Raw genomic sequence first — 26736 nt, forward strand, 5'->3', positions numbered from 1 at the left:
ATGCGATGCGATCACGCGCCGCGCTGCTGGCGGCGCGCGTCCTCCGTTATGACGCCGCGATCCGCCGGCGGAAATGTTCGGTGCCGGCCACGATCTTGTCGAGTACCGCGTCGAGCGCCCAGAAGCGTTCGCGCACGTCGTAGTCGATCGCACGGCATTTGATCGACCCGAACGTGCCGATCCGCTGGTGATAGAGCTTCGCGAGCGCCGGGTAGCCCAGCGCCTCCGATACCGCCGAGACGACCAGGAACGTCGAGAGTTCGTCGGCCAGCGCCGGATTCGATTCGCCTTGCGTGCGCAGCCACTGGTAGAGATCGGGATGGAAGTTCGTGAACACGCCGTTGAAACCGGCCGACCCGGCCTTCATCGCGTCCCACGCGATCGCGGCGTTCGCGTTCAGGATTTTCAGCGGCGACCCCGCGGCCAGCGCGACGCGCCGCTTCACCGTCGCGAGATCGCAGCTCACGTCCTTGAGCATCACGAATCGGCCCGTATCGATGCACGCGCGCAACTCGTCATCCGACAGAAGCCGCCGATAAGGCGCCGGACATTCGTACAGGCCGAGCGGAAGATCCGACGGCAGCCGCGCGAGCAGCCGGCGCAGATGGTCGAGCAACGCGGCGCTGCCCTTGCGTTGCGGATCGAGCCGGTTGGTCACGAGCACGACGCCCTGCGCGCCCGATTCGGCCGCCGCGCACAGTTCGGCGACCTGCGCGTCGAGGTCGTCGCTGATGTGGCCCGACGCGACGACCGGCACGCGCCCGGCCACGCGATCGACCACGAAACGCGCGAGCGCCGCGCGTTCGGCCAGGCTCAGGAACTGCATCTCGCTCGATTGCGCGACCGCGAACAACGCATCCGAGCCGTGCGCCAGATACCATTCGATGAGCCGCTCGAGCCCGGCGTAGTCGATCGCGCCGGCGTCGTCGAACGGCGTCAGCATCACCGGCACGATCCCCTCGATCGTCACGTTCGATTGCTGCGGGTAGTGCATCTGTTTCTCCTTGCTTCAATGAATGCGGATGCAGGCTGCAAGCTCAAGCCGGCAACGGTCCGGGCGCGGCGTTCGCGGCCTGTTCGGGAATCGGCTTGCGCACCAGCAGCAGGTACGCCATCGCGCCGGCGAACGCGATCGCCGCCGCGGTAAGCAGCGCGGGCACGAACGACCACTTCTGCGCGATGACGCCGGTCAGGATCGGGGCCAGCGCGCCGCCGATGAAGCCGCCGAAATTCTGGATCGCGCCGAGCGACGCGATGCGGCTCGGCGGCGCGGCTGCCGTCGCGAGCGCCCACGAGCACGCCGACGCCGCGTTGGCGAGAAAGATCACCACCGAAATGCATGCGAGCGCAACCGTATTGCTCTGCACGAGCGCGGCCGGAATCGTGAACGCGACCATCCCGAGCATCGCGGCCACCACCGCGTTGCGCCGGCTCACGACCGGCGACCGGCTGCGGCGCGTGACGAGATCCGACAGCCAGCCGGCGACCAGCGAACCGACGAACCCGCACAGGAACGGCACCGACGCGGCAAACCCCGTGCGGATCAGGCTCATGTGCCGCTCCATCGTCAGGTAGCCCGGCAGCCAGGTCAGGTAGACCCAGTTCAGGTATACGGAGCCGAAGAAGCCGATCAACATCCCCCACGTCGTGCCGTGCGAGAACAGGCTGCGCCATTCGACGAAGGTCAGTTTCGGCGCGGCGACCGCGCTCTGCGCATCGGCATCGAGATAACCGCGTTCGGCGGCGGACAGTTGCGCGCGCACCGGATCGCGATACAGCGCGAACCACACGACGGCGACGACGAGACCGAGCGCGCCGGTCACGATGAACGCCCAGCGCCAGTGAAACGATGCAACGAGCACCGACAGCAGCAACGGCGCAAGCGCGGTACCGAGCGGCGACGCGGCATTGAAAATGCCCGTCGGCGTGCCGCGCGCGCGCAGCGGAAACCAGTTGCTCACCACGCGCGCGGCCGACGGGAATTGCGGCGCCTCGCCGATGCCGAGCACGATGCGCGCGACGATGAACCAGCCGAAGGTGGATACGATGCCGCCCGCCGCCTGCGCGAACGACCAGACGATCAGCCCGATGCCGAGCAGCCGGCGCGGGCCGATGCGGTCGACCAGCCCGCCGACCGGGAACTGGCACAGCGCATAGCTCCACGAGAAGGCCGACAGCAGCAGCCCCATCTGCGCGAGCGACAGGCCGAGATCGCCGCGGATCGCGGAACTCGCTACGGCCAGCGTGCCGCGATCGAGATAGTTGACGATCCCGCTCGCCATCAACAGCGCGAGCGCGATGCGTTGACCGCGCCGAATCCGTGGCGGCGCGTGCGGAACAGCTTGATTGTCGTTCATGTCGATTGTCTCCATGTCACTGTCAGCGGCCGGGTTCGGCCATTCCGTCGGATGCGGAATTCAGGTCTCTATACGGTCGACTTCGTCGCGCGTCGGAATCGATGTCTGTGCGCCGCGGCGCGTGACGCTGATCGCGGCCGCACGCTGGGCGAAGCCGATCGCGTCGTCCATCGATGCGCCGCCGGCCCGCGCGACCGCGAACCCGCCGACGAACGTGTCGCCGGCCGCGGTCGTGTCGACGGCCGCCACCGCGAGCGCACGATGGCGGCCGCTCCCTGCGCTGCCGCGCCAGCAGACACCGCGCGCGCCGAGCGTGACCAGCACGTTGCCGACGCCCTTCGCGCGCAGCGCATCTGCGGCGCGCGCTGCCGACGCGTCGTCGCCGACCGCGATGCCGGTCAGCGACTCGGCCTCGGTTTCGTTGACGACGAGATAGTCGACCCGCGCGAGCAACGCATCGAAGAGCGGCTGCGCGGGCGCCGGATTGAGCAGCACCGGCGTGTGGCGCGCGCTTGCGCACGCAATCGCGCGCGCCACGCTGGCGACCGGCACTTCGAGCTGGCACACGAGCAACGCGGCGGCGGCGATCGCGTCGCACGCCGCGTCGATCCGGTCGGCATCGACGCACGCATTCGCGCCGGGCACGACGACGATGCTGTTCGCGCCGCCGTCGTCGACGGTGATCGTCGCCACGCCGGTCGCCGTGTCGGCGATCCGGTGCAAGTGCGTCACGTCGATGCGCTCCGCCGCCAGCGCCCCGTGCAGGCGCGCACCGAACGCGTCGTCGCCGACGCAGCCGATCATCGCGACCGATCCGCCCAAGCGCGCGGCCGCCACCGCCTGGTTCGCGCCCTTGCCGCCGTGAACGGTCTCGAACGTCGTGCCGAGCAGCGTCTCGCCCGGCACCGGCAGGCGCGGCGCGCGCGTGACGAGATCGATGTTGACGCTGCCGACGACGGCGATACGTGGTGTCCGTAAGCCGTTCATTGCTGAATGTAATCGCTTACATTTGCGGTCGACAAAATGACCGAAATGGTCATCGTCTCGGAAAATTTCGCCATACGGATCGAACAAGTGTCTGACATAATAGGGAAGCAGCAGCACGATAGCGCTTACATTCTCGCAGGGTTGGTCGGGAATGCAAGCGGGAGCATCACGAATCGAGGGTAAACAATGACGCTTTTGACGGCACACGGCAGCGGCACGGCCGCCCTCCCCGGAGACGGCCGATGAGCACGCCCCGCGCACGCCGCGGCAGCGGCCGCTCGGTGCTCGGCGACGTCGCGAAACTGGCCGGCGTATCGACCGCGACCGTCTCTCGCGTGTACAACGATCCCGGCAAGGTATCGGCCGACGTGCAGCAACGCGTGCGCGACGCGGCGCTCGCACTGAACTGGATCCCGAATGCGGCCGGCCGCGCACTGGCGTCCACGCGCACCCACATCACGGGCGCGATCATTCCGACCCTCGACGACCAGGTGTTCGCGTCGCAGGTTGCCGGCATGCAGACGGTCATGGCCGAGCACGGCATCACGCTGTTCCTCGGCTGCTCGAACTACGACCCCGCGCAGGCGCTCGAGCAGGTGCGCGCGATGCTGTCGCGCGGCGTGGAAGCCGTGTCGCTGGTCGGCGAAGCGTATCCGCCGGAACTGTTCGAACTCCTTGCGATGCATCGCGTGCCGTACGTCGTCACGTATGCGTACCGTGACGACAGCCCGCACTGCTGCATCGGCTTCGACAACCGTGCGGCATTCGCGCGGCTCACCACGCACCTGCTCGACCTCGGCCATCGCGATTTCGCGATCATCATGCAGCCGTCGACGGACAACGACCGTGTCCAGGCCCGCCTGCGCGGCATTCACGACACGCTGGCCGCGCACGGGCTCGCGGTGCGTCCCGTCCATCAGCACGAAGGCGCGGCCACGATCGCGTTCGGGCGGGCGAGCCTGCGTGCCATTGCCGGCAGCGATGCGGCGACGCGGCCGACGGCCGTGATCTGCGGCAACGACGCGCTCGCGCTCGGCGCGTTGCTCGAGGCGCAGGCGCTCGGCATCGACGTGCCTGGGCAGTTGTCGATCACGGGGTTCGACGACGTCGCGCTCGCGCGCGAAATCCAGCCGCCGCTGACGACGATGTGGGTGGATACCGACGCGATCGGGCGCCAGGCTGCGCGTGCATTGCTCGACGCGCTCGAGAACGGCGCCACGGGGCCCGGCCATGCGGTCCAGCCCGAGTTGCGCATACGGGAATCCGCGGCGGCGCCGGCGCGTGCGGCGCGCCGAAGCAAGAAATAGCGGGCAGCGCCGGCTTACTGCATCACGTCGATCGGCAGCGTCTTGTCGAGATTGTCGTGCCACGCGTTGATCGTCTTCGGCACGGTTTTCTTCCACGCCGGCACGTTCGAGTAGTAACGCATCCGGACGTTTTCTTGGCGTCGAACACCAGCAGCCCGATCCACAGATCGGTGCCGCGGCGCATCACGATCGCCGCGTTCGTCGTCGCGATGCCGCCGCGGCAACGTCAGCCGTCGAACGGCACCAGTTCGTAACTCGTGCTCCGGCCGCCGGACGCCGAGCGACGCAGCATGTGCTGCTCGACGAGCTCCGTGATATCGCGCAGCGCCGTATCTTGCGAGCATTTCGCGAGGGCGGCCCACTTGGTGGTCGTCAGCTTGCCTTCGAAGCCGTCGAGCAGGCGATTCATGACCTTGACCTGGCGTTCGTTCATCGCGACGCCCGCGCATCGCTGCCAGAAGCGCGCCTTGATCAGCACCGCATCGAGCGTCGTGTGCGCATGATCGATGGCCCGGCCAAGCGTGTTCAGAAACCACGCGAGCCACTCCGTGACGTCGAGCGAGCCGCGCTGCGTGCGCTCCAGCACGTCGTAATACGCGTTGCGCTCCCGCTGGATCTGCGCGGACAGGCTGTAGAAACGCTGCGGGCTTCGATCGGCGCGTGCCAGAACCAGATCCCCGAGCGCGCGCGCGATACGACCGTTGCCGTCGTCGAACGGGTGGAGCGTGACGAACCACAGGTGGGCCAGGCCGGCCCGGATCAGCAACGGCTCGGCCGGCGGCGCATTGAGCCACGCGAGAAAGCGCCCGATCTCGTGCGGCAGGCGTGCGGCAGGCGGCGCCTCGAAATGCACGCGCTGCCGACCGATCGGCCCGGAGACCACCTGCATCGGCCCGCTCGCATCCGAGCGCCAGCCGCCGACCGTGATCCGCGACAGCCCGGAATAGCCGGTCGGAAACAGCGCGGCATGCCACCCGAACAGCCGCGCTTCGGTGACCAGTGCGGCCGAATGAGTCGTCGCGTCCAGCACCATGTCGACGACGCCTTCGACGTGGCGATCGACCGGCGCGAGCGCGCCGATGTCGACGCCGAGCCGGCGCGCAATCGACGACCGCACCGATGCGACATTCAGGTTCTCGCCCTCGATCGCGCTGGTCTTGACGACGTCCTCCGTCAGCGCGGCCAGGCTCGCCTCGTCGCGCAACGTCAGGCCGACATCCGCCAGTCGGCCGATCAGCATGCCTTGCGCACGGCTGACGTCGGCGAGCGGCGCGGCGAGGGCCGGAAGGTCGAAGCGCCATGCCGGCCAGTCGGCCGATTCCCAGATAAAGGTGTAATCTCCGCTCATCATGCGGAGATTATCCACTCATTCGCCGCACGACTCAACAATCTCCGCAAATCATGCGGAGATTAATCGCCCCATTCACCGCAAGGCGGCCGGCTACCGTACCCGGCCCGCCCCGCTCGCCCCCGTCGGCGCCGGCTCCCCGAGCCGTTCCGCAAGAAACCCGATGAACGTGCGCAGCGTGACGAACCCTTCCCGATGCTGCGGATACACCGCATTGAGGGTGATCGGCGACGGCGCATACGCGTCGAGCACCGGCACCAGCGCACCACTGTCCAGCGCCCCGCCGACGATGAAATCCGGCAGCAGCGCGATGCCGAGCCCGGCGATCGCCGCGTCGCGCACCACTTCGCCGTTGTTCGCGACGAGCGGACCCTGCACGTCGAATGTGCGCGCCGCGCCGTCGACGCGGAATTCCCAGCCGACCCGCCGCTCGCGCCCGTACAGCACGCATGTGTGGCCGGCCAGATCGGCCGGCGTTTGCGGCATGCCGTGCCGCTTCAGGTACGCGGGGCTCGCGCACGCGATCATCCGCCACGCGCCGAGCGGACGGGCAATGAGCGTCGAATCCTCGAGCGAGCCGATCCGCAGCACGAGGTCGAAGCCCTCGCCGATCAGGTCGACGCGCCGGTCGGTCAGGTCGATGTTCAGCCGCACGGCCGGGTGCGCGGCCAGGAATTCGGCGATCAGCGGCGACACGTGCGTGATCCCGAACGACAGCGGCGCGCTGATCTTCAGCGAGCCGTGCAGCTCGGTGCTGCGTACTGACATCGCCTGCTCGGCGTCGGCGATCTCCGCGAGGATGCGCTGCGCGCGCGCGTAGAACTCCTGCCCCGATTCGGTCACCGCGAGATTGCGGGTATTGCGATGCAGCAGCCGCACGCCGAGCGACGCCTCCAGCGCCATCGTGCGCCGGCTGACGAACTGCTTGGACAGCATCAACTGATCGGCCGCCGCCGTGAAGCTGCCTGCGTCCACCGTCGCGACGAAGATCCTCAGGTCGTTGAGTTCCATATTGTCCACTCCATAGCGACAGTCATTATCTCTACAGCGATTTATTTGTCAAATCGATTGACCTAAGATTCATCTCAACGAACAGCCGAGCCCACTTCCGAGGTCCGGCGACTTCAAGGACAAAAAATCATGATCGACATCCGTGCAGCAAACCAACGTGGCCGTGCGGAGCATGGCTGGCTCAGCTCCCGTCATACGTTTTCGTTCGCGAATTACTACGATCCGAAGCAAGTCGGCTTCTCCGACCTGCTCGTGATCAACGATGACCGCGTCGCCCCGGGCCGCGGCTTCGGCACGCACCCGCACCGCGACATGGAAATCCTGTCGTACGTGCTCGACGGCGCGCTCGAACACAAGGACTCGATGGGCACCGGCTCGGTGATCGTGCCGGGCGACGTGCAGCTGATGAGCGCGGGCACCGGCGTGCGCCACAGCGAGTTCAACCACTCGCAGGACACACCGGTCCACTTCCTGCAGATCTGGGTCGGGCCGGCCGAAAAGGGCGCCGAGCCGCGCTATCAGCAGACGAATGTCGCGGCCGACGACAAGCGCGGCAAGCTCGCCCTCGTCGTGTCGCCGAACGGCGACGCCGGTTCGCTGAAGATCCGGCAGGACACGCGGATTTACGCGGGCCTGTTCGACGGCGACGAAAGCGCGACGCTGGAACTTGATCCGAACCGCTTTGCTTACGTGCACGTGGCGCGCGGCAGCGTGACGGTCAACGGCGTGACGCTCGGCGAAGGCGACGGCGCGCGCATCCGCGGCGAACACGCGCTGACGATCGCCGACGGCAAGGACGCCGAAGTGCTCGTGTTCGACCTGCGTCCGGTCGAAGTGACGGCCGAATGGGCGTGACGCCCGTTCGGGAAACCGGGCCCCGCCGAAACGCGGGGCCCTTTTAATCGGAGATTCGCAACATGGCCAAGGTTCTCGTTCTTTACTACTCGTCCTACGGGCACGTCGAAACGATGGCGCAGCACGTCGTGGAGGGCGCGAAATCGGTGCCCGGCGTCGAGGTCACGCTCAAGCGCGTGCCGGAAACGATCCCCGCCGACCAGGCCCGCGCGATCGGCGTGAAGGTCGATCAGGCCGCGCCGGTCGCCACGGTGGACGAACTCGCCGACTACGACGCGATCATCTTCGGCACGCCGACCCGCTTCGGCAACATGGCCGGGCAGATGCGCACGTTCCTCGACCAGACCGGCGGCCTGTGGATGAAAGGCGCGCTCGTCGGCAAGATCGGCAGCGTGTTCGCGTCGACCGGCACGCAGCACGGCGGCCAGGAAACGACGATCACGTCGTTCCACACGACGCTGCTGCATCACGGGATGGTGATCGTGGGCGTGCCGTATGCGTGCAGCGGGCTCGTCAACATGAACGAAATCACCGGCGGCACACCGTACGGCGCGACGACGCTCGCCGGCGCGGACGGCAGCCGCCAGCCGAGCGCGAACGAACTCGACATCGCGCGCTACCAGGGCAAGCACGTGGCGGAACTCGCGAGCAAGCTCGCGTCGTAACGCGGCGGCGTCGCGCCTCCCGAGTCGCGCCCACGAACGAACGGCGCCGGTTCGACCGGCGCCGTTCGTGCTGTGCGACGCTGTCGACCGTTACTGGCCCGAAGCCGGCGCGGCCGGCGCCGCCTTCGTCCCGGGCGCCTTCTGCACCGCGTTCTGCGGATAGTTGCTCTGGTCGCCGGTCAACCGGTAGCCGCTGCCGGTGCCGATCGCCTTCAGGTCCGACGCGTGCCGCGCGCGGGCCGCCTTGCGCGCCGCCTTCTTCTGCGCCTTGTCGAGCTGCTTCTGCGTCGGCGCGGGCGCAGCGTCCTGCGCGTATGCCGCCGGCGCGGCGGTCAACAACAGACCGAACGACGCCGCTGCTGCTACTGCCACCGAAACCACGCGAGACTGCTTCATGACCGATCTCCTTGTCGATTGTTGAGTGTGGGTCGGACACCGGCGCGCACGCGACGGCCTGCGACAACGGCACCGATGCAACGTTAGCCGATCGCCGCGCAAATGTCCGTGTGCGTTCCTGAATTCTTCTGATAACGTCAACGATACATGCGTACCGAATGCGCCGCGCGTTCGGCCTGTCGTGCGCGCCATCAGGGAAACCGATAGCCCGTGGCCCGCCGGCGCTCAGATCCAGCGCGACAGCACCGGCAACAGGATCGGCACGACGAATGCCGTCAGCACGCCGTTCAGCCCCATCCCGAGCCCGGCGAACGCGCCGGCTTCCTCGCTGACCTGGAACGCGCGCGCGGTGCCGATCCCGTGCGACGCGACGCCGAGCGCGAAACCGCGCACGGCCGGCTCGTCGACCTGCAGCAGATTGAGGATGCCGCGCGCGCACACCGCGCCGAAGATCCCGGTCGAGATCACGAGCACGGCGGTGAGCGACGGAATGCCGCCGATCTCGGCGGCGACGGCCATCGCGATCGGCGTCGTCGCCGATTTCGGCGCGAGCGACGCGATCGTCTGGTGCGACGCCCCGAACAGCGCAGCGATGCCGACCGCCGACACGATCGCGGTCAGCGAGCCCGCGAGCAGGCCGACGAGCAGCGGCAGCGCGGCGCGCCGCAGCTTCGACCACTGGCGGTACAGCGGCAGCGCGAGCGCGACGGTCGCGGGGCCGAGCAGGAAATGGACGAACTGCGCGCCTTCGAAATACGTGGAATACGGCGTATGCGTGAGCGTCAGCAGCACGACGATCATCGCGACCGCGATCAGCACCGGATTCGCGAGCGGATTGAAACGCGCCCGCGCATAGACGGCCTGCGCGAACAGATACGCGACCAGCGTGATGGTCAGGCCGAGCAGCGGGCTCGCGGCGAGATAAACCCAGATCGCGCCGAGTTTCGGGAAGGCCGTCATTGCGCGCCCTCCGCGGTGCCGCCCGCGCGGCGCTGGCGCCGCAGCAGCGCGCGCGTGACGAGGGCCGTCACCGCGATCGCGAGCGTGGTGCTGACGGCCAGCGCGACGACGACCGCGACCGCGTCGCCGCGCACGCGGTCGGCCGACACCATGATGCCGACGCCGGCCGGCACGAACAGCAGCGACAGGTGACGCAGCAGCTCGAGCGCGGTCGGCTCGATCGCATCGGCCGCCTGCGGGCGCAGCATCACGAAGCCGAACAGCAGCAGCATGCCGATCACGGGGCCCGGCACCGGCAGGCCGAACAGATAGGACACGCCTTCCCCGAGACACTGGAAGATCAGCAAGACCGCGAACGCCTGCAACATGAACCGCTTCTCCCGAACGTGGCCGCGCTAGCGTACGGCTGCGCGGCCGATGAACCGGCGGCTGGCGACGCCGGCGTGAACGATACGCGCGATCGTACCAACAATGCCGGCGGCGCGGCGCGGTCGTGCGATGGCGCGCTCGCCATGCAGCCGTTTCGCACGACGCGCTGCCGGTATGGACGACACACCCCCATGCAAAAAACGGCGGGCACCTGCCCGCCGTCCTGTCGTTCAGCTTCGAACGCCTGCCGATCGCGTTACTTCAACCGCGTCGCGATTTCGTTGGCCATCGCCTTCGTCGCGGCTTTCGTCGGCGCATCGTCGGCCAGCGCGTTCAGCAAACCGAAATCGTGAATCGTGCCGTCGTAGCGCGTGGTCGTCGCGTCCACGCCGGCCGCGTCGAGCTTGCGGCCGTACGCCTCGCCTTCGTCACGCAACACGTCGAACTGCGCGACCTGGATCAGCGCGGGCGGCAGCCCCTTCAACTGCGCGACGCTCGCGCGCAGCGGCGACGCGTAGATCTCGTTGCGTTGCGCTTCATTCTTCGTATAGGCGTCCCAGAACCACTTCATCATCGGCCGCGTCAGGAAGTGGCCCTGCTGGTACGCGTTGTACGAGCCCGTGTTGAAGTTGTGGTCCGTGACCGGCCACATCAGCCCCTGGAAGCGGATCGCGGGGCCGCCCTTGTCCTTCGCCATCAGCGCGACGACGGCCGACATGTTCCCGCCGACGCTGTTGCCGACCACCGCGAGGCGGCTGCCGTCGACGCCGATCTCCGCGCCGTGCGCGGCCACCCATTTCGTCGCCGCATAGGCCTGGTTGATCGCGACCGGGTAACGCGCTTCCGGCGACGGCGTGTAGTTCACGAACACCGCGACGGCGCCCGACTGCACGACGAGATCGCGCACGAGGCGCTCGTGCGTCGGGAAATCCCCGAGCACCCAGCCGCCGCCGTGGATGAACACGAATACCGGCGGCGTGCCCGTCACGCCTTGCGGGCGCACGATCGTGACGGGCACCGACACGCCGTCCTGTTCGATCGTGCGGTTCGACACGTCGATGCCGGACAGATCGACCTTCACGCCGTTCTGCGCGTCGACCAGCACCTGGCGCGCCTTCGCGGGGCTCAGCGTCTCGAGGCCCGGGCCCTTCTGGCCGTTCAGCGCGGCGAGGAACGCGCTCGTCTTCGCATCGGGACCGACGGCATCGGCGCCCGCGGCGAACGCGGCAGGTGCGGTGGACAGTGCGGCTGCCACGGCGGCAGCGATCAACAGCGGCTTGACGATCTTCATGGTGCAACTCCTTGGTCGAATCTTCGAATGGCGATGGATGGTTGGCACTGCGATTGATCAGACGAGCGTGAGCGTGACGTCGATGTTGCCGCGCGTCGCGTTCGAGTACGGGCAGACGACGTGCGCGCGATCGATCAGCGTCTGCGCGACGTCGCGATCGAGGCCCGGCAGCGAGATCTTCAGTTCGACTTCGATGCCGAAGCCGTTCGGGATCGCGCCGATGCCGACGCTGCCTTCGATCGACGCGTCCGCGGGGATCGCGATCTTGTCGCGCGCCGCGACGAACTTCATCGCGCCGATGAAACACGCGCTGTAGCCGGCGGCGAACAGTTGCTCGGGGTTCGCGCCCGCACCGCCCGCGCCGCCGAGTTCGCGCGGCGTGGTCAGCTTCAGGTCGAGACCGCTTTCGGGCACCGTCGCACGGCCGTCGCGGCCGCCGGTGGCTTTTGCATGGGCGCGGTACAGCACTTTTTCGATCGACATGACAGACTCCTTTTCCATAAATGAATGAAACAGCCTTCGAACCGGGGGTCCGCGTGCCGGCGGCTTCTCCGCCGGCATCGCGCTTATTTATCTACTCATAGATAGATAAACATCCCCAAAAAATGCAGGCGGAAGATTCACCTGCGCCAATCATCTATCTACTACATGATAGATAACGTGATCCAATAAAAGGCGGCGAACCGCCCGACTGCTTGCGCCGTCCGTCAGGACCGCGTTTTCCAGACGGCCTCGACGTCCTCGAGACGCGCCCGCGTGTGAAACAGCCGGCTGGCCAGCACGCTGCCCTGGAACGCCGCGTACAGCGTGCGCGCCGCGGTTTCTGGCTCGCCGCTGAACTGCAGCGTGCCTTCCTTCGCGCCTTGCGCCAACAATGCCGCGAGCCAGCGCTCGTTGGCCGTGAAGAACGCCTGCACAGCCTGCCGCACGTTCTCCGGCAACGTTTCGATGTCGGACGCGAGCATCCCGCACAGGCAGATCAGGTTGCCGTCGCCGAGCGTGCGACCGAACATCTTCGTGTACAAGCTCAGCTTCACGTCGGCCGGCAATGTCGGATCGATCGCCCGCACGGCCGCGAGGACTTCGTCGCTGTAGGCCGCCACCGCTTCCAGCACCAGATCGTCCTTCGACGGGAAGTAGTAGTGGATGCTCGACGTCTTCACGCCCACCAGGTCGGACAGGTCTCGATAGCTGAAGCCGTTGTAACCGCGCTGCATCATCAGCGTGATCGCGTGGTCGAGAATCTGTTCGCGGACGGTCGGTTTCGTTTCCATGGGTCGAACTTTATCTACTCATAGATAGATAGTCAAGCATTTTTTTAAGGGCGTGATGGCCCCTCCTTCGAGCCACCCGACGCGCAAGTCCGGCGCCGTTCGCCTGGCCCGCGCGGCTTACAACCGGCCTGCAGCACGGTCGAATCGATGCGACACTTGAAACCGGGCCACGCGATCGCAACGTCCATCCCCGGGACGGACGTGCCGGCACACGATGACCGCATCGCATCCGGCCCCGCCATCATCGGCCCACCCGCTGCGTCGGGCCGCACAAGGAGAACAAGTCGATGTATTCGTGGTTCGAACGGCGCCTGCCGACTTTCCCGCTCGAAGATCCCGTCACGCCGCCGAAGGGATTCTTCTCGTTCGTCTGGGCGTGCACGAAAGGCGCGCGCGGCTGGATCCTGCTGATCGCGCTGACGTCGGCCGCATTGGCCGCGTACGAAGCCGCGCTGTTCGCGATGATGGGGCACGTCGTCGACTGGCTGTCGTCGTCGACACCGGCCGACTTCGGCGGCCGCCACTTCGGCACGCTCGCCGGTTTCGCGGCGATCCTCGCCGGCAGCGCGCTGCTGATCGCACTGCATACGATGGTCAAGCACCAGGTGCTCGCGATCAACTTCCCGATGCGGCTGCGCTGGCTGTTTCACCGGCTGATGCTCGACCAGAGCCTGTCGTTCTACGCGAACGAATTCGCGGGCCGCGTGACGACCAAGATCATGCAGACCGCACTCGCGGTGCGCGACGCGCTGTTCATGTCGGTCGACGTCGTGATCGGCGTCACCGCGTACCTGATCGGCATCCTCGTGCTCGCCGCGAGCTTCGACTGGCGGCTGATGATTCCGCTCGCGCTGTGGGCGCTCGGCTACGGCGCCGCGTGCGCGTATTTCGTGCCGCGCCTCGGTGCGGTCGGCAGCCGGCAGGCCGACGCGCGCGCGCTGATGACGGGCCGCATCACCGACGCGTATTCGAACATCACGACCGTGAAGCTGTTCTCGCATACGCGGCGCGAAGCCGACCATGCGCGGCGCGCGATGGAAGCGTTCAAGGCGACCGGCGACGCGCAGATGCGGCTCGTCAGCGCATTCGAGATCGTCAACCACCTGCTGTCGACGCTGCTGTTGATCGGCTCGGCCGGGCTCGCGCTGTATCTGTGGCTGCACGGCGAGGCGAGCGCGGGCGTCGTCGCGGCCGTGATCGCGATGGCGCTGCGCCTGTCGAGCTACTCGCACTGGATCATGTGGGAAATGACCGAGCTGTTCGAGAACGTCGGCACGATCCAGGACGGCATCAACACGTTGACGAAGGTGCGCAGCGTGGTCGACGCGCCCGATGCGAAGCCGCTTACGGTACAGCGCGGCGAGATCGTGTTCGACAACGTGCAGTTCGCGCACGAGGACAACGATCGCCCGGTATTCGACGGGCTGAACCTGACGATCCGGCCTGGCGAGCGGATCGGCCTGATCGGCCGCTCGGGCGCCGGCAAGTCGACGCTCGTGAACCTGCTGCTGCGCTTTTACGACGTGAACGGCGGCACGATCCGGATCGACGGGCAGGACATCGCGCATGTGACGCAGGACAGCCTGCGCGGCGCGATCGGCATGGTCACGCAGGATACGTCGCTGCTGCACCGGACGATGCGCGAGAACCTGCTGTACGGCCGGCCCGACGCGACCGAGCAGGAGATGCACGACGCGGCCGTGCGGGCCGAAGCGTCCGAGTTCATCGAGCGGCTGCGCGATCGGCACGGACGCAGCGGCTACGACGTCGAAGTCGGCGAGCGCGGCGTGAAGCTGTCGGGCGGCCAGCGGCAGCGCGTCGCGATCGCGCGCGTGATGCTCAAGGACGCGCCGATCCTCGTACTCGACGAAGCGACCAGCGCACTCGACTCCGAGGTCGAAGTCGCGATCCAGCGCAGCCTCGACAGCCTGATGAGCGGCAAGACGGTGATCGCGATCGCGCACCGGCTGTCGACGATCGCCGCGATGGACCGGCTGATCGTGCTCGACGAAGGGCGCATCGTCGAGGAAGGCACGCACCGGCAATTGCTGCAGGCGGGCGGCATCTATGCGGCGCTGTGGGCGCACCAGAGCGGCGGGTTTCTCGGGGAGACAGCGGACGCGGAAAGCGTCGCGCAGTAGGTCGGCCGCCCTGGCGACATGGCGGCGCTTCGATCATCGCTCGTCGGACGAACCGAGGGCACAATGCGTACCCCCGTCGCTCCAGGGTCAATGCAACGTCGCGAACAGCAGGTTCAGCCCTTCCGAAATAATCGGATGACCGATGATCGCATCGCGCACCGCCGTGTACGGCAGGCCGCCGAGCATCGCCATCTGGACTGCGGTCGTCACATCGCCGGCGCCCGTGCCGACCATCGTGAACCCGAGAATCGCGCCGGTGCCCGGATGCACGAGCGCCTTCATGAACCCGCGCGTGTTGCCGTCGGTGCGCGCCCGCGGCACGGAAGCCATCGGCAGCTTCGCGACCCGGACGTCGATCTTTCGGGCATTCGCGTCCGCTTCGTTCAAGCCGATTCGGCCGAGTTCCGGGTCGATGAACAATGCATAAGGGATGAGACGTTCCGCGGTGCTCGCCGGCCGGCCTTCGATACCGGCTTTCAGCACACGGTAGTCGTCGAACGACGCATGCGTGAACATCGGCGTGCCGGCGACTTCGCCGATCGCCCACGTGCGCTCCGCCGTCGTCGCGAGCCGATGGTCGACCTTGATGAACCCGCGCTCGTTCGTCTCGACGCCGGCCAGCTCGAGCCCGATGCCGGCCGTCTGCGGCGTGCGCCCGGTTGCCACGAGCACGTGCGTACCTTCGATGGCACGGCCGTCTGCCAGCCGCACCGTGACGCGCTCGCCGCTTTTGCCCTCGACGCCGACGAGCCGCGCGGCGAGTTCGAGGCGAATGCCATCGTCGGTCAGCGCCCGCTGAATGACCGTGCTGACGTCCTCGTCTTCGCGCATCGCAACGCGCGGCGTATCGCTGACGAGCGTGACCGCGCTGCCGAGCCGCCGAAACGCTTGCGCCATCTCGAGCCCGATATAACCGCCGCCGATGACGACCAGATGCCCGGGAAGCGTCGTCAACCGCAATGCCTCCACGTGCGTGAGCGGCTGCGCATCGCGCAGCCCCGGCACGTCCGGGCTCGACGCGACCGTACCCGTGTTGATGTAGACGTTCTCGCCCTCGTAGATCGTTTCGGCCCCCTCAGCGCCGCGCACCGCGATGGTTCGCGGCGCGACGAACCGCCCCGTCCCGATCACGAGTTCGAGACCCGACTGCTCGAATGCGCGGCGATTGACGTCGACCATCCCGTTCACGACCGAGGCGACATACGCGGAAACGCCCGCCATGTCGGCCGTCACGTCTTCCTGTTGCGCCGCATCCCGCCACGCATGCATCGCGCGTGCACGGTGTATCAGTGCCTTGCTCGGGATGCACGCGACGTTGATGCACGAGCCGCCGATCATCCCGCGCTCGATCACCGCGACGCGCTTGCCTTGCCGGGCCATCTCCATCGCAAGCGATTTTCCGCCCTTGCCGCCGCCCAGAAACAGGTATTCGACCCGTTTGACCTCTGCCATGCTGCTCTCCAGGTTCCGTTTGTCCCGCTCGAAGTGTGTGAGTCGCGCGCGTTTCCGCGTCACGACTGCAGAAAGGCGAGCAGATCCGCATTGACGCGATCGGCATCGACGACGCACATGCCATGCGATGCGCGTTCATACACCTTCTGCGTCGCATGTAGCGGTGCTCGCTCAGAAGCCTTCGAGCACGATCTTGCCCTTCGCGCGCCCGCCTTCCAGCAGCGCGTGCGCGCGCCGCAGGTTCGCCGCGTCGATCCTGCCGAGGTGCTCACCGACGGTGCTCTTGAGCACGCCGTCGTCGATCAGCGTCGCCACGCGGGCGAGCAGCGCGTGCTGACGGTCCATGTCGGGCGTGCGGAACATCGAGCGCGTGAACATGAATTCCCAATGCAGTGAGATGGCCTTGCGCTTGAGCGGCATCGCATCGAGCGTGTCCGGATCGTCGATCAGCGCGAGCTGGCCCTGCGGCTTCAGGACATCGACGATCTGCGCGTAGTACGTGTCGGTATGCGTGAGGCTGATCACGTGGTCCACGTGGTCGATGCCAAGCGACTTCAGTTGCGGTTGCAACGGCTGGCCGTGATCGATCACGTGGTGTGCGCCAAGCTCGGCGACCCACGCGTGCGTGGCCGGCCGCGATGCCGTGCCGATCACCGTCAGCGCGGTCAACCGGCGCGCGAGTTGCACGAGAATGGATCCGACGCCGCCGCCCGCGCCGATCACCAGCACGCTCTGCCCGGCGCCGCCGCGCTCGGCGATCTTCAGCCGGTCGAACAGCAGTTCCCACGCGGTAATCGCAGTCAACGGCAGGGCCGCAGCGTCGGCAGCGCCCAGTGTCGTCGGGCGGCGGCTTGCAATCCGCTCGTCGACGAGACCATATTCCGCGTAGCTGCCGGGCCGCGTGATGTCGCCCGCATACCAGACCTTGTCGCCCGGCGCGAACAGCTCGACGTCGCTGCCGACCGCCTCGACCGTTCCCGCCGCGTCCCAGCCGAGAACGCGCGGGCCGCTCGGCTGCACGCCGAGCCGCAGCTTCGAATCGACCGGGTTGACGGCGATCGCGTCGATCCGCACGAGCAGATCGCGCGCGCCGGGTGTCGGCACCGGCAGCTCCGCGTCGTACAGCGACGCCGGATCGTCGATCGGTACGCCGGCCTTTGCATAAACGATGGCTTTCATCATTGGCTCCTTGAAGAGGGTGAGCGACGCGGTCACGCGCCGCGCAGGAATTCCGCGACGTGCGCGACATACGCGCTCGCATGCTGGAACAGCGCGCCGTGGCCTGAATTCGGATAGACGATCAGCGTCGCATCCGGCAGCCCCTGCGCGAGCACGAAGCTGTTCGCGGTGGGGATCATGCGGTCGTCGTTGCCGTTGGTCACGAGGGCCGGCTGCTTGATCCGGCCCAGCTTGCCTGCCACGTCCCCGCTCCAGTTCGCCCACGCGATCATCGCCTGCAGCTGGGCGGACGCGACTTCGGGGCCCGCCGGCAAATCCGGCTCGGCGGTGCGCGCGGCGAGGCGGTCGACGAATGCGGCGGCGGCCGTCTGGCCGGCGGGCGTTGCCGGGAAAAACAGCCGCTTGAGCTTTTCGCTCATCGGCATCTCGCCGTCCGTGTAGATCGCGAGCAGTTCGGGCCGATCCATCCCCGCCCCTTCGCCGCCTTCGGGCGCGGTGCCGGACAGGATCATCCGCTCGACCTGCTCCGGTCGCGCGATCGCGATGTCCTGCGCGAGAAAGCCGCCGAGCGAAAATCCGAGGATATGCAGCCGGTCGATCGACAGGGCGTCGACGAAGTGCAGCACGTGCTGCGCCATGTGCGCGATCGACGTCGGAACCTGTCCGCCGGAGCGGCCGACGCCGGCGTTGTCGAACAGGATGATTTCGCGATCGCGCGCCAGCACGTCGACGATCGCCGGATCCCAGTTGTCCAGCGTGCCGGTGAAATGCTGAAGACACAGCAGCGGCCGCCCGCCCTTTTCGTTGCCGAAGCGGCGATACGCGTAGCGCACGCCGGCTGCATCGATGTAGCGGGTCGTAGCGGCGGATGATGCAAATTGCGTCATGATGGGTTCCCTCGATGGGCGCGCGACGCGCGCCGTGGTTCACGCTCAGCTCAGCGCGATGTCATGCAGGTCGATCGATACGACGAGCGGTTCCGGCACGGCCTGCCCGTCGGCTGCACGCGGGTAGATGCGCCGCTTCGTCGGGAAGCGGATCCCCGAAACGGTCACATAGTCGCTGACGTAATGCGCGCCCGGTGTGTTGCCCGCGATTTCGACGTCGTAGTCGAGGCGGCGCACGAGGCCGTCCGGCCCGACGTAGATCGTCTGCGCCTTGCTGAACACTTCGAGCGTGTCCGGGTAGTGCACGCGAATCCGGCGCCACGCTTGCCCGTGTTCGTTCCAGATGCCGTCTTCTTCGCAGCGCACACCGTCCCATGCAAGCACGAACGGCGCGTTCAGGTACGTCCACATCGCGCATCCGGCGAAAAACGCCAGTTGAAGCTCGTCCCACGGCGTCTCGAGCGTATGCCCGTCGAACGACCGGCGCGGCTCTTCGCGCGCCGCGAGCACATGGCCGGCCGAATCGAGCAGCGCAATGCGCTCGCCGGTGAATTCGCTGCGCGCGGCTGACGCACCGAACGGCGCGTGCGACGCCCATTGGCGATCCGTCGCGACGGTGACCGTGGTGTCGTCGAGCACGCCGGCGTGACCTTTGAGGCCCCACAGCGCACCGCCTTGTACGAGGCGCGCGCGCACCTGCCGAAACTTGCGCCACTGCACAAGCCCGCCGTGGGCGTCGATGATGGATTGGGCGATCGCGTTCATGCGGAAGCTCCCGTGGGTGCGGAATTCATGGTCAGTACCGCGCGGAACCGGACGTCCGCGCGCATCATGCGGTCGTACGCCGCTTGCGCGTGCTCGAGCGGGAACGTTTCGATCATCGGCCGCACGTTCTGCAGCCGCGCGAACGCGAGCGTCTCTTCGTTGTCCGCCACCGTTCCCGTCAACGCGCCGACGACGGAGCGGCCACCGAACACGAGGTCGACCGCATTCACGGCGATCGGCTCGCCCGGCACGGCAACGACGATCAGCTTGCCGCGTGCGGACAGCCCCGCGACGGTGTCGGCCATGCCCGAGCCGGTCGGCGCCGTGCCGAGCACGACCTTCGCCCCGCCGAGCGCGCGCAGCGCGGCGGCGACGTCCTCGGTCCGCGCATCGATGTAGCGATGCGCGCCGAGCTGCGCAGCAAGCACGGCCTTGTCGGCTCCGCGCGCAATCGCGACGGTGTGAAAACCCATCTTGTTCGCGAATTGCACGGCGAGATGGCCGAGCCCGCCGAGGCCATGGATGGCGACCACGTCGCCGGCCCGCGCGCCGGCATTGCGCAGCGCGTTGAACGTCGTCAGCCCCGCGCACAACAGCGGCGCGGCCTCGGCCGCATCGAGATCGTCCGGCACGCGCACGAGCCCGCGGGCTTCGGCCAGCATGATTTCCGCGTAGCCGCCGTCCGTCGTCATCCCGGTGATGACCGGGTTCTCGCAGTTCACGATGTCGCCGTGCCGGCACGACGGGCACGTGCGGTCTTCGCCGGCGAGAAAGCCGACACCGACGCGCTCGCCGAGCCGCCAGCCGGACACCCCTTCGCCCAGCGCGTCGATTCGGCCGACGACTTCATGCCCCGGTACGCGCGGCGGCGCGCCATCCGGCGCTTCGCGCTCCACGGTTGCACTGTCGGAATGGCATACCCCGCAGGCTTCGACGCGAATGCGCACCTGCCCCTGTGCCGGCGCGGGAATCGGGCGCTCGACCAGTTCCAGTCGCCCGGGCGCCTTGACTACCGCCGCGCGGTAAGTCGCTTGATTCGTCATGATTGCCTCGTTATTCGAAACGGAAGTTCGACAGATCGACACCCACGATCAACGGAGCGGGCAGCGCTACGTTCGCATCGGTACGCGGATAAATCCGGAAGCGCGTCGGCATCCGGATGCCTTGCACGTCGACGTAGTCGCTGATGTACCGCAGCCGCGTTGCGCCCCTGGATGTCGACCTCGTAGTCGTGCCGGCGCAGCAGCCCGTCCGCGTCGAAGTAGACCGTCTGCACGGCGCTATGCGTCGCGATCTCTGGCGCGAACTCGACACGCAGCCGCCGCCACGGCAGCCCGTCGACGGTCCACGGCGCGATTTCGCGGCTGCGAACGCCGTCGTGGCGCAGCAGGAACGGCGACGTCAGATACGTCCACATCGTGTAGCCGGCGAAGTACGCCAGCTGTGCGTTGGACCACGGCGTCTCCATTTCGTAGCCGTCGAACGATGCGCGAGGAGCGTCGAGCGTATCGACGACGGTCCCGTCGTCGCGCCGGATCTCGACGCGCGAAGGCGTGTAGACCGAGTGGTCCGTCGTCGGAGCGAACGGGGCATGCGATACACGCTGCTCGTGCAACTGCACCGTCACGCGCGAATCGGTGAGCACGCCGTCGCGCTGCTTCAGCGCCCAGATCGCGCCCGTGTGATGCAACTGCGCCGATACGCTGCGAAAGCGCTTGAAGCGCTCCATTCCACCTGCCGCGCGAATCGCCAAATCAATCAGATCTTCCATTTGTTATCCTAAACAATAAAAAACGACTTCTTCATTCCTTCATTGCGTGTGCGATCAGCCGGCGTGCACGCCGACGAACGCCGCGATGTGTCTGGCGCAAGCCACTGGATACTCGAGTTGCGGCCCGTGCCCGGTCCGCGGCAGCGTCACGAGATGCAGCGTCGGAAGCTGGCCGTTGAGCGCATACCAGTTCTCCACCGGGAACACGATGTCGTGATCGCCGCCAACATGAAGCACCGGAATCGACGTCGAGCGCAGCGCATCGAGCACGGCATCGACCGGGAAGGCCGGGTTTCGCGGGCCGTCGCCGACCTGCTCGCCGGCCCACGCAACCGGCACTGCCGGGCCCAGGTCGACCTTGCGCCGCGCAACGCGCGCGGCCGCTTGTTCGGCCGCCGTGCGGCTCGCGGCGGAGGCCGGCTCGAAGAACAGCGTGACGAAATCCTCGAAGTCGTTTTCGCGCTTCGCCATCGTGTAGAACAACGGTTCGCCGGCCTTGACCAATTGGCCCGGCGGTGTGGTCGCGATCAGCACCGCGTGCGTGACGAGCTGCGGCGCTTTCGCGAGCACGATCTGCGCGGCCATCCCGCCGACCGACCAGCCGCCGATCACCGCCTTGCCGAGCTGGAGCGCGACGATCAGGTCGATCGCGTCCTTGGCGAGCGACGCGGGATGATAGGTTCGCTCGCCGCCCGACTGCCCGAGGCCGCTGTAGTCGAAGATCGTGACCTGGAAGCCCTGCTCGGCGAGACTGTCGAGGAACAGCGGATCCCACGTGTCCATGGTTCCGCGAAAGCGCACGCACAGCACGAGCGGCGTGCCACTGCCGAACGTGCGATACGCGAGGCGTCGACCATCGACGTCGACGAACTGCGTTCTGGCGCCGAGGCTCGGACTATCGTTTTCCATCAGTTCTCCCGTCGTTCGAAACAAACCACGTAATGGACATGCCGGTCGCGATAACGCGGCCCGAACGCACCGCTGCCGCGCCCGTATGCCGCACTGCCGCCCATTCAGCCCCCTGCGAGCGCGCGCATCACGCACTGCACGAGTTCGCGCGGATCGAACGGCTTCTCCAGCACGCACAATGCGCCGAGCCGTCTCGCTTCGAGCGCCCGGCGCGCACTCGGGTGCGCGGTCACGAAGATGATCGGCACGTCGCAACACCCTGCGCGCAGCACGGCGAGCAACTCGATGCCCGACATCCCGGCCATCTGGATATCGCACACGATGCAGTGCGACGTCCCGTTCGCGCCGTGTTCGAGAAACGCCTCGGCCGACGCGTACAGCCTCACGCGCACGCCCATCGAGCGCACGAGCGATTCCAGCGACTGTCTCATCGCCAATTCATCGTCGATGATGCAAACCGTCTTGTCGTGCACAGAGTGTCTCGCGTGACGCCACGCTCGCTGGCAGGGCCGGGAACGCAACCGGATTTCGGACAGCGTACCGACCGCCCCCTGTGCCGGCAATCATGCCGAGGTATGGTGCGGTCGATACCGACCGACCCGCTCGCGCGTCACCAGCCGTCCGCGCTGGCGGACGACGCGGGTGCGACTGCCGCGGCATGGATCATCCTGTCCCAGTTGCACGGAACGGTGCGGCCGCGCCCCCTCGGCCGATACACGCGATCGCCCGGCTTGATCGGCGCACCGGTCAGCACGCAGCGTGACGCGGTTCTCGCGGTCACGCAATGCCACAGCTGTTCGCCGAAATGCCCGTACCTCGGGTCGCTCCAGCGCACGCTGACAGCGGTATCCGACAGAATCTCGACGATCCTGATCCGCGACGCCGCCGGCGCGGCGGCCTCGCGCGCGCCGTCATTGCGCTTGCCGCGCACGCGCCGCCGATGCGAGCCCGGCGCGCCCGCCGTTCTCGACGGATCCAGCAGGCCCATCAGCGCGCGTTCGAATACATCGTCGTATGCACACGTTGGCTGCGTCATCTCTACCGTTCCCCTCGCATTGAACGCGCATGCGCGGCTTGCGCAATCGGCCCGTCGCATCGACGCATCGCGAACATCGCCTCTTCGCTATCTCCGCGCCGCGCGCTTCACTCACGTTGGAATCGAGTCTAGAGGAACGGTTTTCTGCGATCCATCAGACCGTGGTCGATGCCCTCCCATACCAAAGTCTGACCGTCGCGCCGGCCTGCATGCGCCCGCGGTCACGGTCAGCAACACGCAGCGATCTGCTTTATAGTTGCAAGTACATCGAAGTCGGACGCGCACGTCGTTCGTCGTCCCGATGCTTCACTTCCGGTCATCCGGTTTCGCGCCGCGCGCGAGCCTCAGCGAGCACCACGTCCCCATGTCCACGTCCGCAGCCCCGACGATCGCCCCGCCTGCCGACCCTCATCCCGCGGAAAGCGAGCTCTTCCTGTCGGCGCCGATACCGATCCTGATCGAAGACTGGTCGCGCGTTTATCGCGCGGTGAAGGAACTCAAGATGGCCGGGGTCTCCGATATCGACCGCTATTTCGACGAGCATCCGCAGGCCGTCGCCCGGTTGCGCGCGCTGCATGCGTTCGTGGCGGCCAACGACGCGGTGGTGCAACTCTTCGACGCGGAGTCGAAGGAACATTTCCTGCAGCACGCGGAGATCCTGTTGCCGGCCGACCGGCTCAGCAACAGCGCGGTGCTGCGCGCGATCTACGAAAATCGGATCGCCTGCCAGGGCGAGCGCACGCTGGTGACGTTCAAGGGGCGCCGCGTACCGATCGTATGGCGCTGCTCGCTGCCGAAGCACGAGGACGGCTACCGGCGCCTGCATTTCTATGCGTTCGACGTGACCGAACAGAAGGAGAACAGCGACCGGCTCGCGGTATTGCGCGCGGAAGCCGCACGTGCGGCCCGCGTGTCGCTATTTGCGGAGATGTCGGCCTCGATCCTGCATGAGGTCAGCCAGCCGCTGTCGGCCGTCGGTTCGTCAGCCGAAGCGGCGTTGCGCTGGCTCGAGCGCGACGAGCCCGACGTCGCCGAAGCCGCTGCCGCGATCACGCAGGCCGCCCGGTGGGCACGCGACGCGACGGAGATCTGCCGCAAGATTCGCGGCTTCATCGGCAAGGCGCCGGCGAAGTGCGTCGACTTCGCGGCCGCCGACGCCGTGCACGCTGCCCTGTTCCTGATCGGGCCGGAAGCCGCTGCACGCAACGTTCGTGTCGACAGCGACATCGATGCCGACGCACACCTGTTCGCCGATCCCGTGCAGGTCCAGCAGGTGCTCGCGAACCTGATGATGAACGGCATCCAGGCGATCGAAAGCGGCCCGTCGCACGCGCGCACGCTGACGGTCTCGGCCAGGCTGAGCGGCGCCGAAGTCGTGTTCGACGTATGCGACACGGGGCCGGGTATCGAACAGCAGTCGATCGATCAGCTTTTCGAGCCGTTTTTCACGAGCAAATCCGACGGCATGGGAATGGGCCTCACGGTCGCACGCTCGATCGTCGACGCCCACCACGGACGCATCTGGGCACGCGGCGAACCGGGCGCCGGCTGCTGCTTCTCGTTCGCGCTGCCGGCCCGCCCGCGCACGACCGACCCGGCCGCATGACGCTCGCGGCGCGCGGCGTCATGTCGCCAGTTGCACGCCGATCGCCTCGGACTTGCGCACGAGATCCGCAAGCGACGATGCATTCATCTTGCGCATCACCGATGCGCGATGCTGCTTGATAGTGATCAGGCTCAATCCGAGATGCGACGCGATCTGCTTGTTCAGCGCGCCGCTGACGACGTACGCAAGCACTTCGCGCTCGCGGCGCGTGAGCAGCTCGAACGACTGCCGCAACTCGTCGTGCGTGTCGTTCCGGACTCGCCGTGCCGCATCCAGCGACAGTGCGAGGTTCACGGCGTCGATCAACTCGTGGTCGGTGAACGGCTTCACGAGAAAATCGACCGCACCGCCCTTCAGCGCCTTGCGACACACTTCGACGTCCGCGAACCCGGTTATGACGACGATCGGGATCGATGGCCGGTCCGACGCCTGCTGAAACATCAGCCCGCTCTCCCCGCGCAGCCGCACATCGAGCAACAGGCAGCTCGCGACATTCTCCCTGTGCGTCGCGCGCAGCTCGGCGGTACTCGCGAAGGTCACGACGCGCAGGCCCAGCGATCGCAACAACGTATCGAGCGAGGCGCGTATGGCCGGATCGTCGTCGACGACGTATACAACAGCCGTCGAATCGTCTTTCATCGCTGCATCTGACATATCCTGCGCCCCAACCGTCCGTTCAGTTTCATCATCGCGAACCACGTGTCGCCCGATACGGTGCCGACGACGAGCGCCGACCCGGCCACCCGCTAGGCCGGTCGCGCCCCGCACAGCGCTTCGCTGATCCGCGCCACTTCGGCGGTTGCGACGTACGCGTCATGCGGCGCATCGGCACGGCGTGCCTGCCCATGCCGGGCACGCTTCGCGCGTGCGGCAACGCAATCGGCGACCGGGCGCGTCCGTGCGGCACACACGGCCGGTTCCAGCCTGGCGACATGACGCGGGCTACCGAGGACGGTTCACAAAACCGTGGGCGGACGAGCGTGCGGTCCGCTGTTGACGAGTCGTCGGTTCGGCGTGCCCGAGCAGGTACCGCCCGAAGAACATTCTATTGACGATGGGCGCGCGTGGAGGGACGCAGTTCCCTCCTTTCGTGCCATGATGTTGCAGCGCGGGATCCGGTATCGGCCAGCCGCGCTCAGTCGGTGTCCGTGTGTTCCGGCTTGCGCTGCCGCCGCAAGGCCTGCGGCGGATGGCCGAACGCGCGCACGAACGACCGCCTCATCCGCTCGGTATCCGCATAACCGGTTTCCCGTGCGATCGTGTCGATGGTCCACGACGAACTCGTCACGAAATCCCGGGCCGTTTCGAGCCGAATGCGCTCGACTGCCTTTGCAGGCGTCAGGCCGGTTTCGTCCTTGAAGCGGCGCGTAAACTGCCGCTTGCTCATCCTCGCCACGTCGGCCAGCTTGTCGACCGTCAGTTCGGTGCCGAGATTCGCCCGGATGTGCGTGATGACGTCGTGGATCCGATTGCTGCGTGCCGGATGGTCGATCAGCACGGACGATTGCGGCTGCGACCCCGAGCGCCTCCAGCGCTCGAGCACCAGGTCTTTCGCAACCTGCAACGCGGCGTCCGGGCCGAGATCTTCTTCGAGCATCGCGAGCGCCATGTCCATGGCCGTGCTCATTCCGGCCGAACTCCACAGCGCGCCGTCGCGCACGAAGATGCAATCGCTCTCCACCGATACCGCAGGGTAGCGATCCCTGAACCGGTCGAGAAACGCCCAATGCGTCGTTGCACGGCGCCCGTCCAGCAGGCCCGCCTCGGCCAGCAGAAACGCACCGAGGCAAATCGACGCCATGCGTTCGACCTTGCCGGACAGATCGACCAGCAGTTCGCGCATGCGGTCCGTGAGCGGCGGCGTCGACAGCGAAGCGCCGACGAATACCGTGTGCAGCTCCGACAGCCGCGCCGGTTGAGTCGATGCGCACATCCCGAACGACGCCTCCACGGGGCCGCCATCCTCCGAGATCACGCTCACTTCATAGAGCGAGCGGCCGGCGCGGAGATTGGCGATGTCGAACACGGACAACGCGAGCAGGCTCATCACCTGAAACTGAGGGACGACGACAAGCCCAATGCGACGCATACTGACCTCACGCGAATCGACCCCGCCGGCGCATACCGGCGGGGCCACAACAAACAGAAAATCGGGCATGCTGCGGGGATC

Annotated in this window: 27 protein-coding genes and 2 pseudogenes; 5 read left to right on the forward strand and 24 right to left on the reverse strand. The window is 67.2% G+C overall.

The window, feature by feature from the left end; translation table 11 throughout:
• Positions 1–46 precede the first annotated feature (46 nt).
• Genes CFB52_RS29985 through rbsK form a run of 3 tightly spaced genes read right to left on the reverse strand, consistent with a single transcriptional unit; the run spans position 47 to position 3344 of the window.
• Entirely contained in the window at positions 47–994 is a 948-nt protein-coding gene (locus CFB52_RS29985; RefSeq protein ID WP_059638963.1) for a dihydrodipicolinate synthase family protein, read from the reverse strand.
• Between the two features lie 43 nt (positions 995–1037).
• Positions 1038–2357, reverse strand: coding sequence for an MFS transporter (locus CFB52_RS29990; protein WP_099318271.1), 1320 nt, complete (start codon positions 2355–2357; stop codon positions 1038–1040).
• Between the two features lie 60 nt (positions 2358–2417).
• Positions 2418–3344 carry a ribokinase gene (gene rbsK / locus CFB52_RS29995; RefSeq protein WP_099318272.1) on the reverse strand — a complete coding sequence of 309 codons (927 nt, stop codon included), beginning with the start codon at positions 3342–3344 and terminating at the stop codon, positions 2418–2420.
• Positions 3345–3586: 242 nt separating this feature from the next.
• Here rbsK and CFB52_RS30000 point away from each other — a divergent pair, with 242 nt between their 5' ends.
• Positions 3587–4651: a LacI family DNA-binding transcriptional regulator gene (locus CFB52_RS30000; RefSeq protein WP_060967228.1), complete on the forward strand. Its 1065-nt coding sequence runs from the start codon at positions 3587–3589 to the stop codon at positions 4649–4651.
• Between the two features lie 14 nt (positions 4652–4665).
• Here CFB52_RS30000 and CFB52_RS30005 read toward each other — a convergent pair.
• The 3 genes and pseudogenes from CFB52_RS30005 to CFB52_RS30015 all read right to left on the reverse strand — a co-directional run.
• A pseudogene (locus CFB52_RS30005) lies at positions 4666–4865 on the reverse strand (hypothetical protein); the annotation flags it as partial.
• Between the two features lie 12 nt (positions 4866–4877).
• Positions 4878–6002, reverse strand: a complete 1125-nt coding sequence (locus CFB52_RS30010; protein ID WP_099318273.1) for a Fic family protein — start codon at positions 6000–6002, stop codon at positions 4878–4880.
• Between the two features lie 90 nt (positions 6003–6092).
• The gene (locus CFB52_RS30015) at positions 6093–7010 is read right to left on the reverse strand and encodes a LysR family transcriptional regulator (protein WP_099318274.1); all 918 of its coding nucleotides are present in this window, start codon (positions 7008–7010) and stop codon (positions 6093–6095) included.
• A gap of 129 nt (positions 7011–7139) precedes the next feature.
• Here CFB52_RS30015 and CFB52_RS30020 point away from each other — a divergent pair, with 129 nt between their 5' ends.
• Both CFB52_RS30020 and wrbA read left to right on the forward strand, forming a co-directional pair.
• Positions 7140–7865: a pirin family protein gene (locus tag CFB52_RS30020; protein WP_059579385.1), complete on the forward strand. Its 726-nt coding sequence runs from the start codon at positions 7140–7142 to the stop codon at positions 7863–7865.
• A gap of 62 nt (positions 7866–7927) precedes the next feature.
• The gene (wrbA, locus tag CFB52_RS30025) at positions 7928–8530 is read left to right on the forward strand and encodes an NAD(P)H:quinone oxidoreductase (protein WP_059579387.1); all 603 of its coding nucleotides are present in this window, start codon (positions 7928–7930) and stop codon (positions 8528–8530) included.
• Positions 8531–8620: 90 nt separating this feature from the next.
• Here wrbA and CFB52_RS30030 read toward each other — a convergent pair whose 3' ends face one another.
• The 6 genes from CFB52_RS30030 to CFB52_RS30055 form a co-directional block, all read right to left on the reverse strand.
• Positions 8621–8926, reverse strand: coding sequence for a hypothetical protein (locus CFB52_RS30030; RefSeq protein ID WP_099318275.1), 306 nt, complete (start codon positions 8924–8926; stop codon positions 8621–8623).
• Positions 8927–9151: 225 nt separating this feature from the next.
• Positions 9152–9886, reverse strand: a complete 735-nt coding sequence (locus CFB52_RS30035) for an LrgB family protein (protein WP_059579392.1) — start codon at positions 9884–9886, stop codon at positions 9152–9154.
• Positions 9883–10254 carry a CidA/LrgA family protein gene (locus CFB52_RS30040; protein ID WP_060967232.1) on the reverse strand — a complete coding sequence of 124 codons (372 nt, stop codon included), beginning with the start codon at positions 10252–10254 and terminating at the stop codon, positions 9883–9885. The genes CFB52_RS30035 and CFB52_RS30040 overlap by 4 nt, the downstream gene beginning before the upstream one ends.
• A 257-nt stretch (positions 10255–10511) precedes the next feature.
• Positions 10512–11546, reverse strand: a complete 1035-nt coding sequence (locus CFB52_RS30045; protein ID WP_059579397.1) for an alpha/beta hydrolase — start codon at positions 11544–11546, stop codon at positions 10512–10514.
• Positions 11547–11603: 57 nt separating this feature from the next.
• Entirely contained in the window at positions 11604–12029 is a 426-nt protein-coding gene (locus tag CFB52_RS30050; protein WP_059579400.1) for an organic hydroperoxide resistance protein, read from the reverse strand.
• Positions 12030–12253: 224 nt separating this feature from the next.
• Positions 12254–12820 (reverse strand): TetR/AcrR family transcriptional regulator, encoded by a 567-nt coding sequence (locus tag CFB52_RS30055; RefSeq protein ID WP_099318276.1) that lies wholly within the window; start codon positions 12818–12820, stop codon positions 12254–12256.
• 287 nt (positions 12821–13107) lie between these two features.
• Between CFB52_RS30055 and CFB52_RS30060 the strand changes: the two genes are divergently transcribed.
• The gene (locus CFB52_RS30060; RefSeq protein WP_099318277.1) at positions 13108–14961 is read left to right on the forward strand and encodes an ABC transporter ATP-binding protein; all 1854 of its coding nucleotides are present in this window, start codon (positions 13108–13110) and stop codon (positions 14959–14961) included.
• A gap of 87 nt (positions 14962–15048) precedes the next feature.
• On the opposite strand, the gene CFB52_RS30065 is transcribed toward CFB52_RS30060, so the two are convergent.
• The 10 genes and pseudogenes from CFB52_RS30065 to CFB52_RS30110 form a co-directional block, all read right to left on the reverse strand.
• The gene (locus CFB52_RS30065; protein ID WP_099318278.1) at positions 15049–16413 is read right to left on the reverse strand and encodes an FAD-dependent oxidoreductase; all 1365 of its coding nucleotides are present in this window, start codon (positions 16411–16413) and stop codon (positions 15049–15051) included.
• A gap of 59 nt (positions 16414–16472) precedes the next feature.
• A pseudogene (locus CFB52_RS35255) lies at positions 16473–16568 on the reverse strand (alpha/beta hydrolase); the annotation flags it as partial.
• Positions 16569–16584: 16 nt separating this feature from the next.
• Entirely contained in the window at positions 16585–17592 is a 1008-nt protein-coding gene (locus CFB52_RS30075; RefSeq protein ID WP_059579634.1) for a zinc-binding alcohol dehydrogenase family protein, read from the reverse strand.
• Positions 17593–17624: 32 nt separating this feature from the next.
• Positions 17625–18479: an alpha/beta fold hydrolase gene (locus CFB52_RS30080; RefSeq protein WP_059579412.1), complete on the reverse strand. Its 855-nt coding sequence runs from the start codon at positions 18477–18479 to the stop codon at positions 17625–17627.
• A 45-nt stretch (positions 18480–18524) separates the two neighbouring features.
• Complete coding sequence (locus CFB52_RS30085) at positions 18525–19244, reverse strand: hypothetical protein (protein WP_059579415.1); 720 nt, start codon at positions 19242–19244, stop codon at positions 18525–18527.
• Positions 19241–20287, reverse strand: coding sequence for an alcohol dehydrogenase catalytic domain-containing protein (locus CFB52_RS30090; protein WP_059579417.1), 1047 nt, complete (start codon positions 20285–20287; stop codon positions 19241–19243). The genes CFB52_RS30085 and CFB52_RS30090 overlap by 4 nt, the downstream gene beginning before the upstream one ends.
• Positions 20284–20973 carry a hypothetical protein gene (locus CFB52_RS30095; RefSeq protein ID WP_257220766.1) on the reverse strand — a complete coding sequence of 230 codons (690 nt, stop codon included), beginning with the start codon at positions 20971–20973 and terminating at the stop codon, positions 20284–20286. Before CFB52_RS30095 ends, CFB52_RS30090 begins: the two co-directional genes overlap by 4 nt.
• Positions 20974–21069: 96 nt before the next feature.
• Positions 21070–21924 (reverse strand): alpha/beta fold hydrolase, encoded by an 855-nt coding sequence (locus CFB52_RS30100; protein WP_099318279.1) that lies wholly within the window; start codon positions 21922–21924, stop codon positions 21070–21072.
• Between the two features lie 104 nt (positions 21925–22028).
• On the reverse strand, positions 22029–22355 hold the full coding sequence (locus CFB52_RS30105; RefSeq protein ID WP_230961827.1) for a response regulator transcription factor: 327 nt from the start codon (positions 22353–22355) through the stop codon (positions 22029–22031).
• 179 nt (positions 22356–22534) lie between these two features.
• Positions 22535–22960 (reverse strand): DUF3331 domain-containing protein, encoded by a 426-nt coding sequence (locus tag CFB52_RS30110; RefSeq protein WP_059579427.1) that lies wholly within the window; start codon positions 22958–22960, stop codon positions 22535–22537.
• A gap of 256 nt (positions 22961–23216) precedes the next feature.
• Between CFB52_RS30110 and CFB52_RS30115 the strand changes: the two genes are divergently transcribed.
• On the forward strand, positions 23217–24566 hold the full coding sequence (locus tag CFB52_RS30115; protein WP_179231814.1) for a sensor histidine kinase: 1350 nt from the start codon (positions 23217–23219) through the stop codon (positions 24564–24566).
• A gap of 18 nt (positions 24567–24584) precedes the next feature.
• Here the strand turns inward: CFB52_RS30115 and CFB52_RS30120 are convergent, their stop codons facing one another.
• Complete coding sequence (locus CFB52_RS30120) at positions 24585–25220, reverse strand: response regulator transcription factor (RefSeq protein WP_059579432.1); 636 nt, start codon at positions 25218–25220, stop codon at positions 24585–24587.
• Positions 25221–25701: 481 nt separating this feature from the next.
• Entirely contained in the window at positions 25702–26655 is a 954-nt protein-coding gene (locus tag CFB52_RS30125; protein ID WP_060310008.1) for a GlxA family transcriptional regulator, read from the reverse strand.
• Positions 26656–26736 lie beyond the last annotated feature (81 nt).

This window comes from Burkholderia sp. AU18528 (assembly GCF_002223215.2).
Lineage (GTDB): Bacteria > Pseudomonadota > Gammaproteobacteria > Burkholderiales > Burkholderiaceae > Burkholderia > Burkholderia semiarida.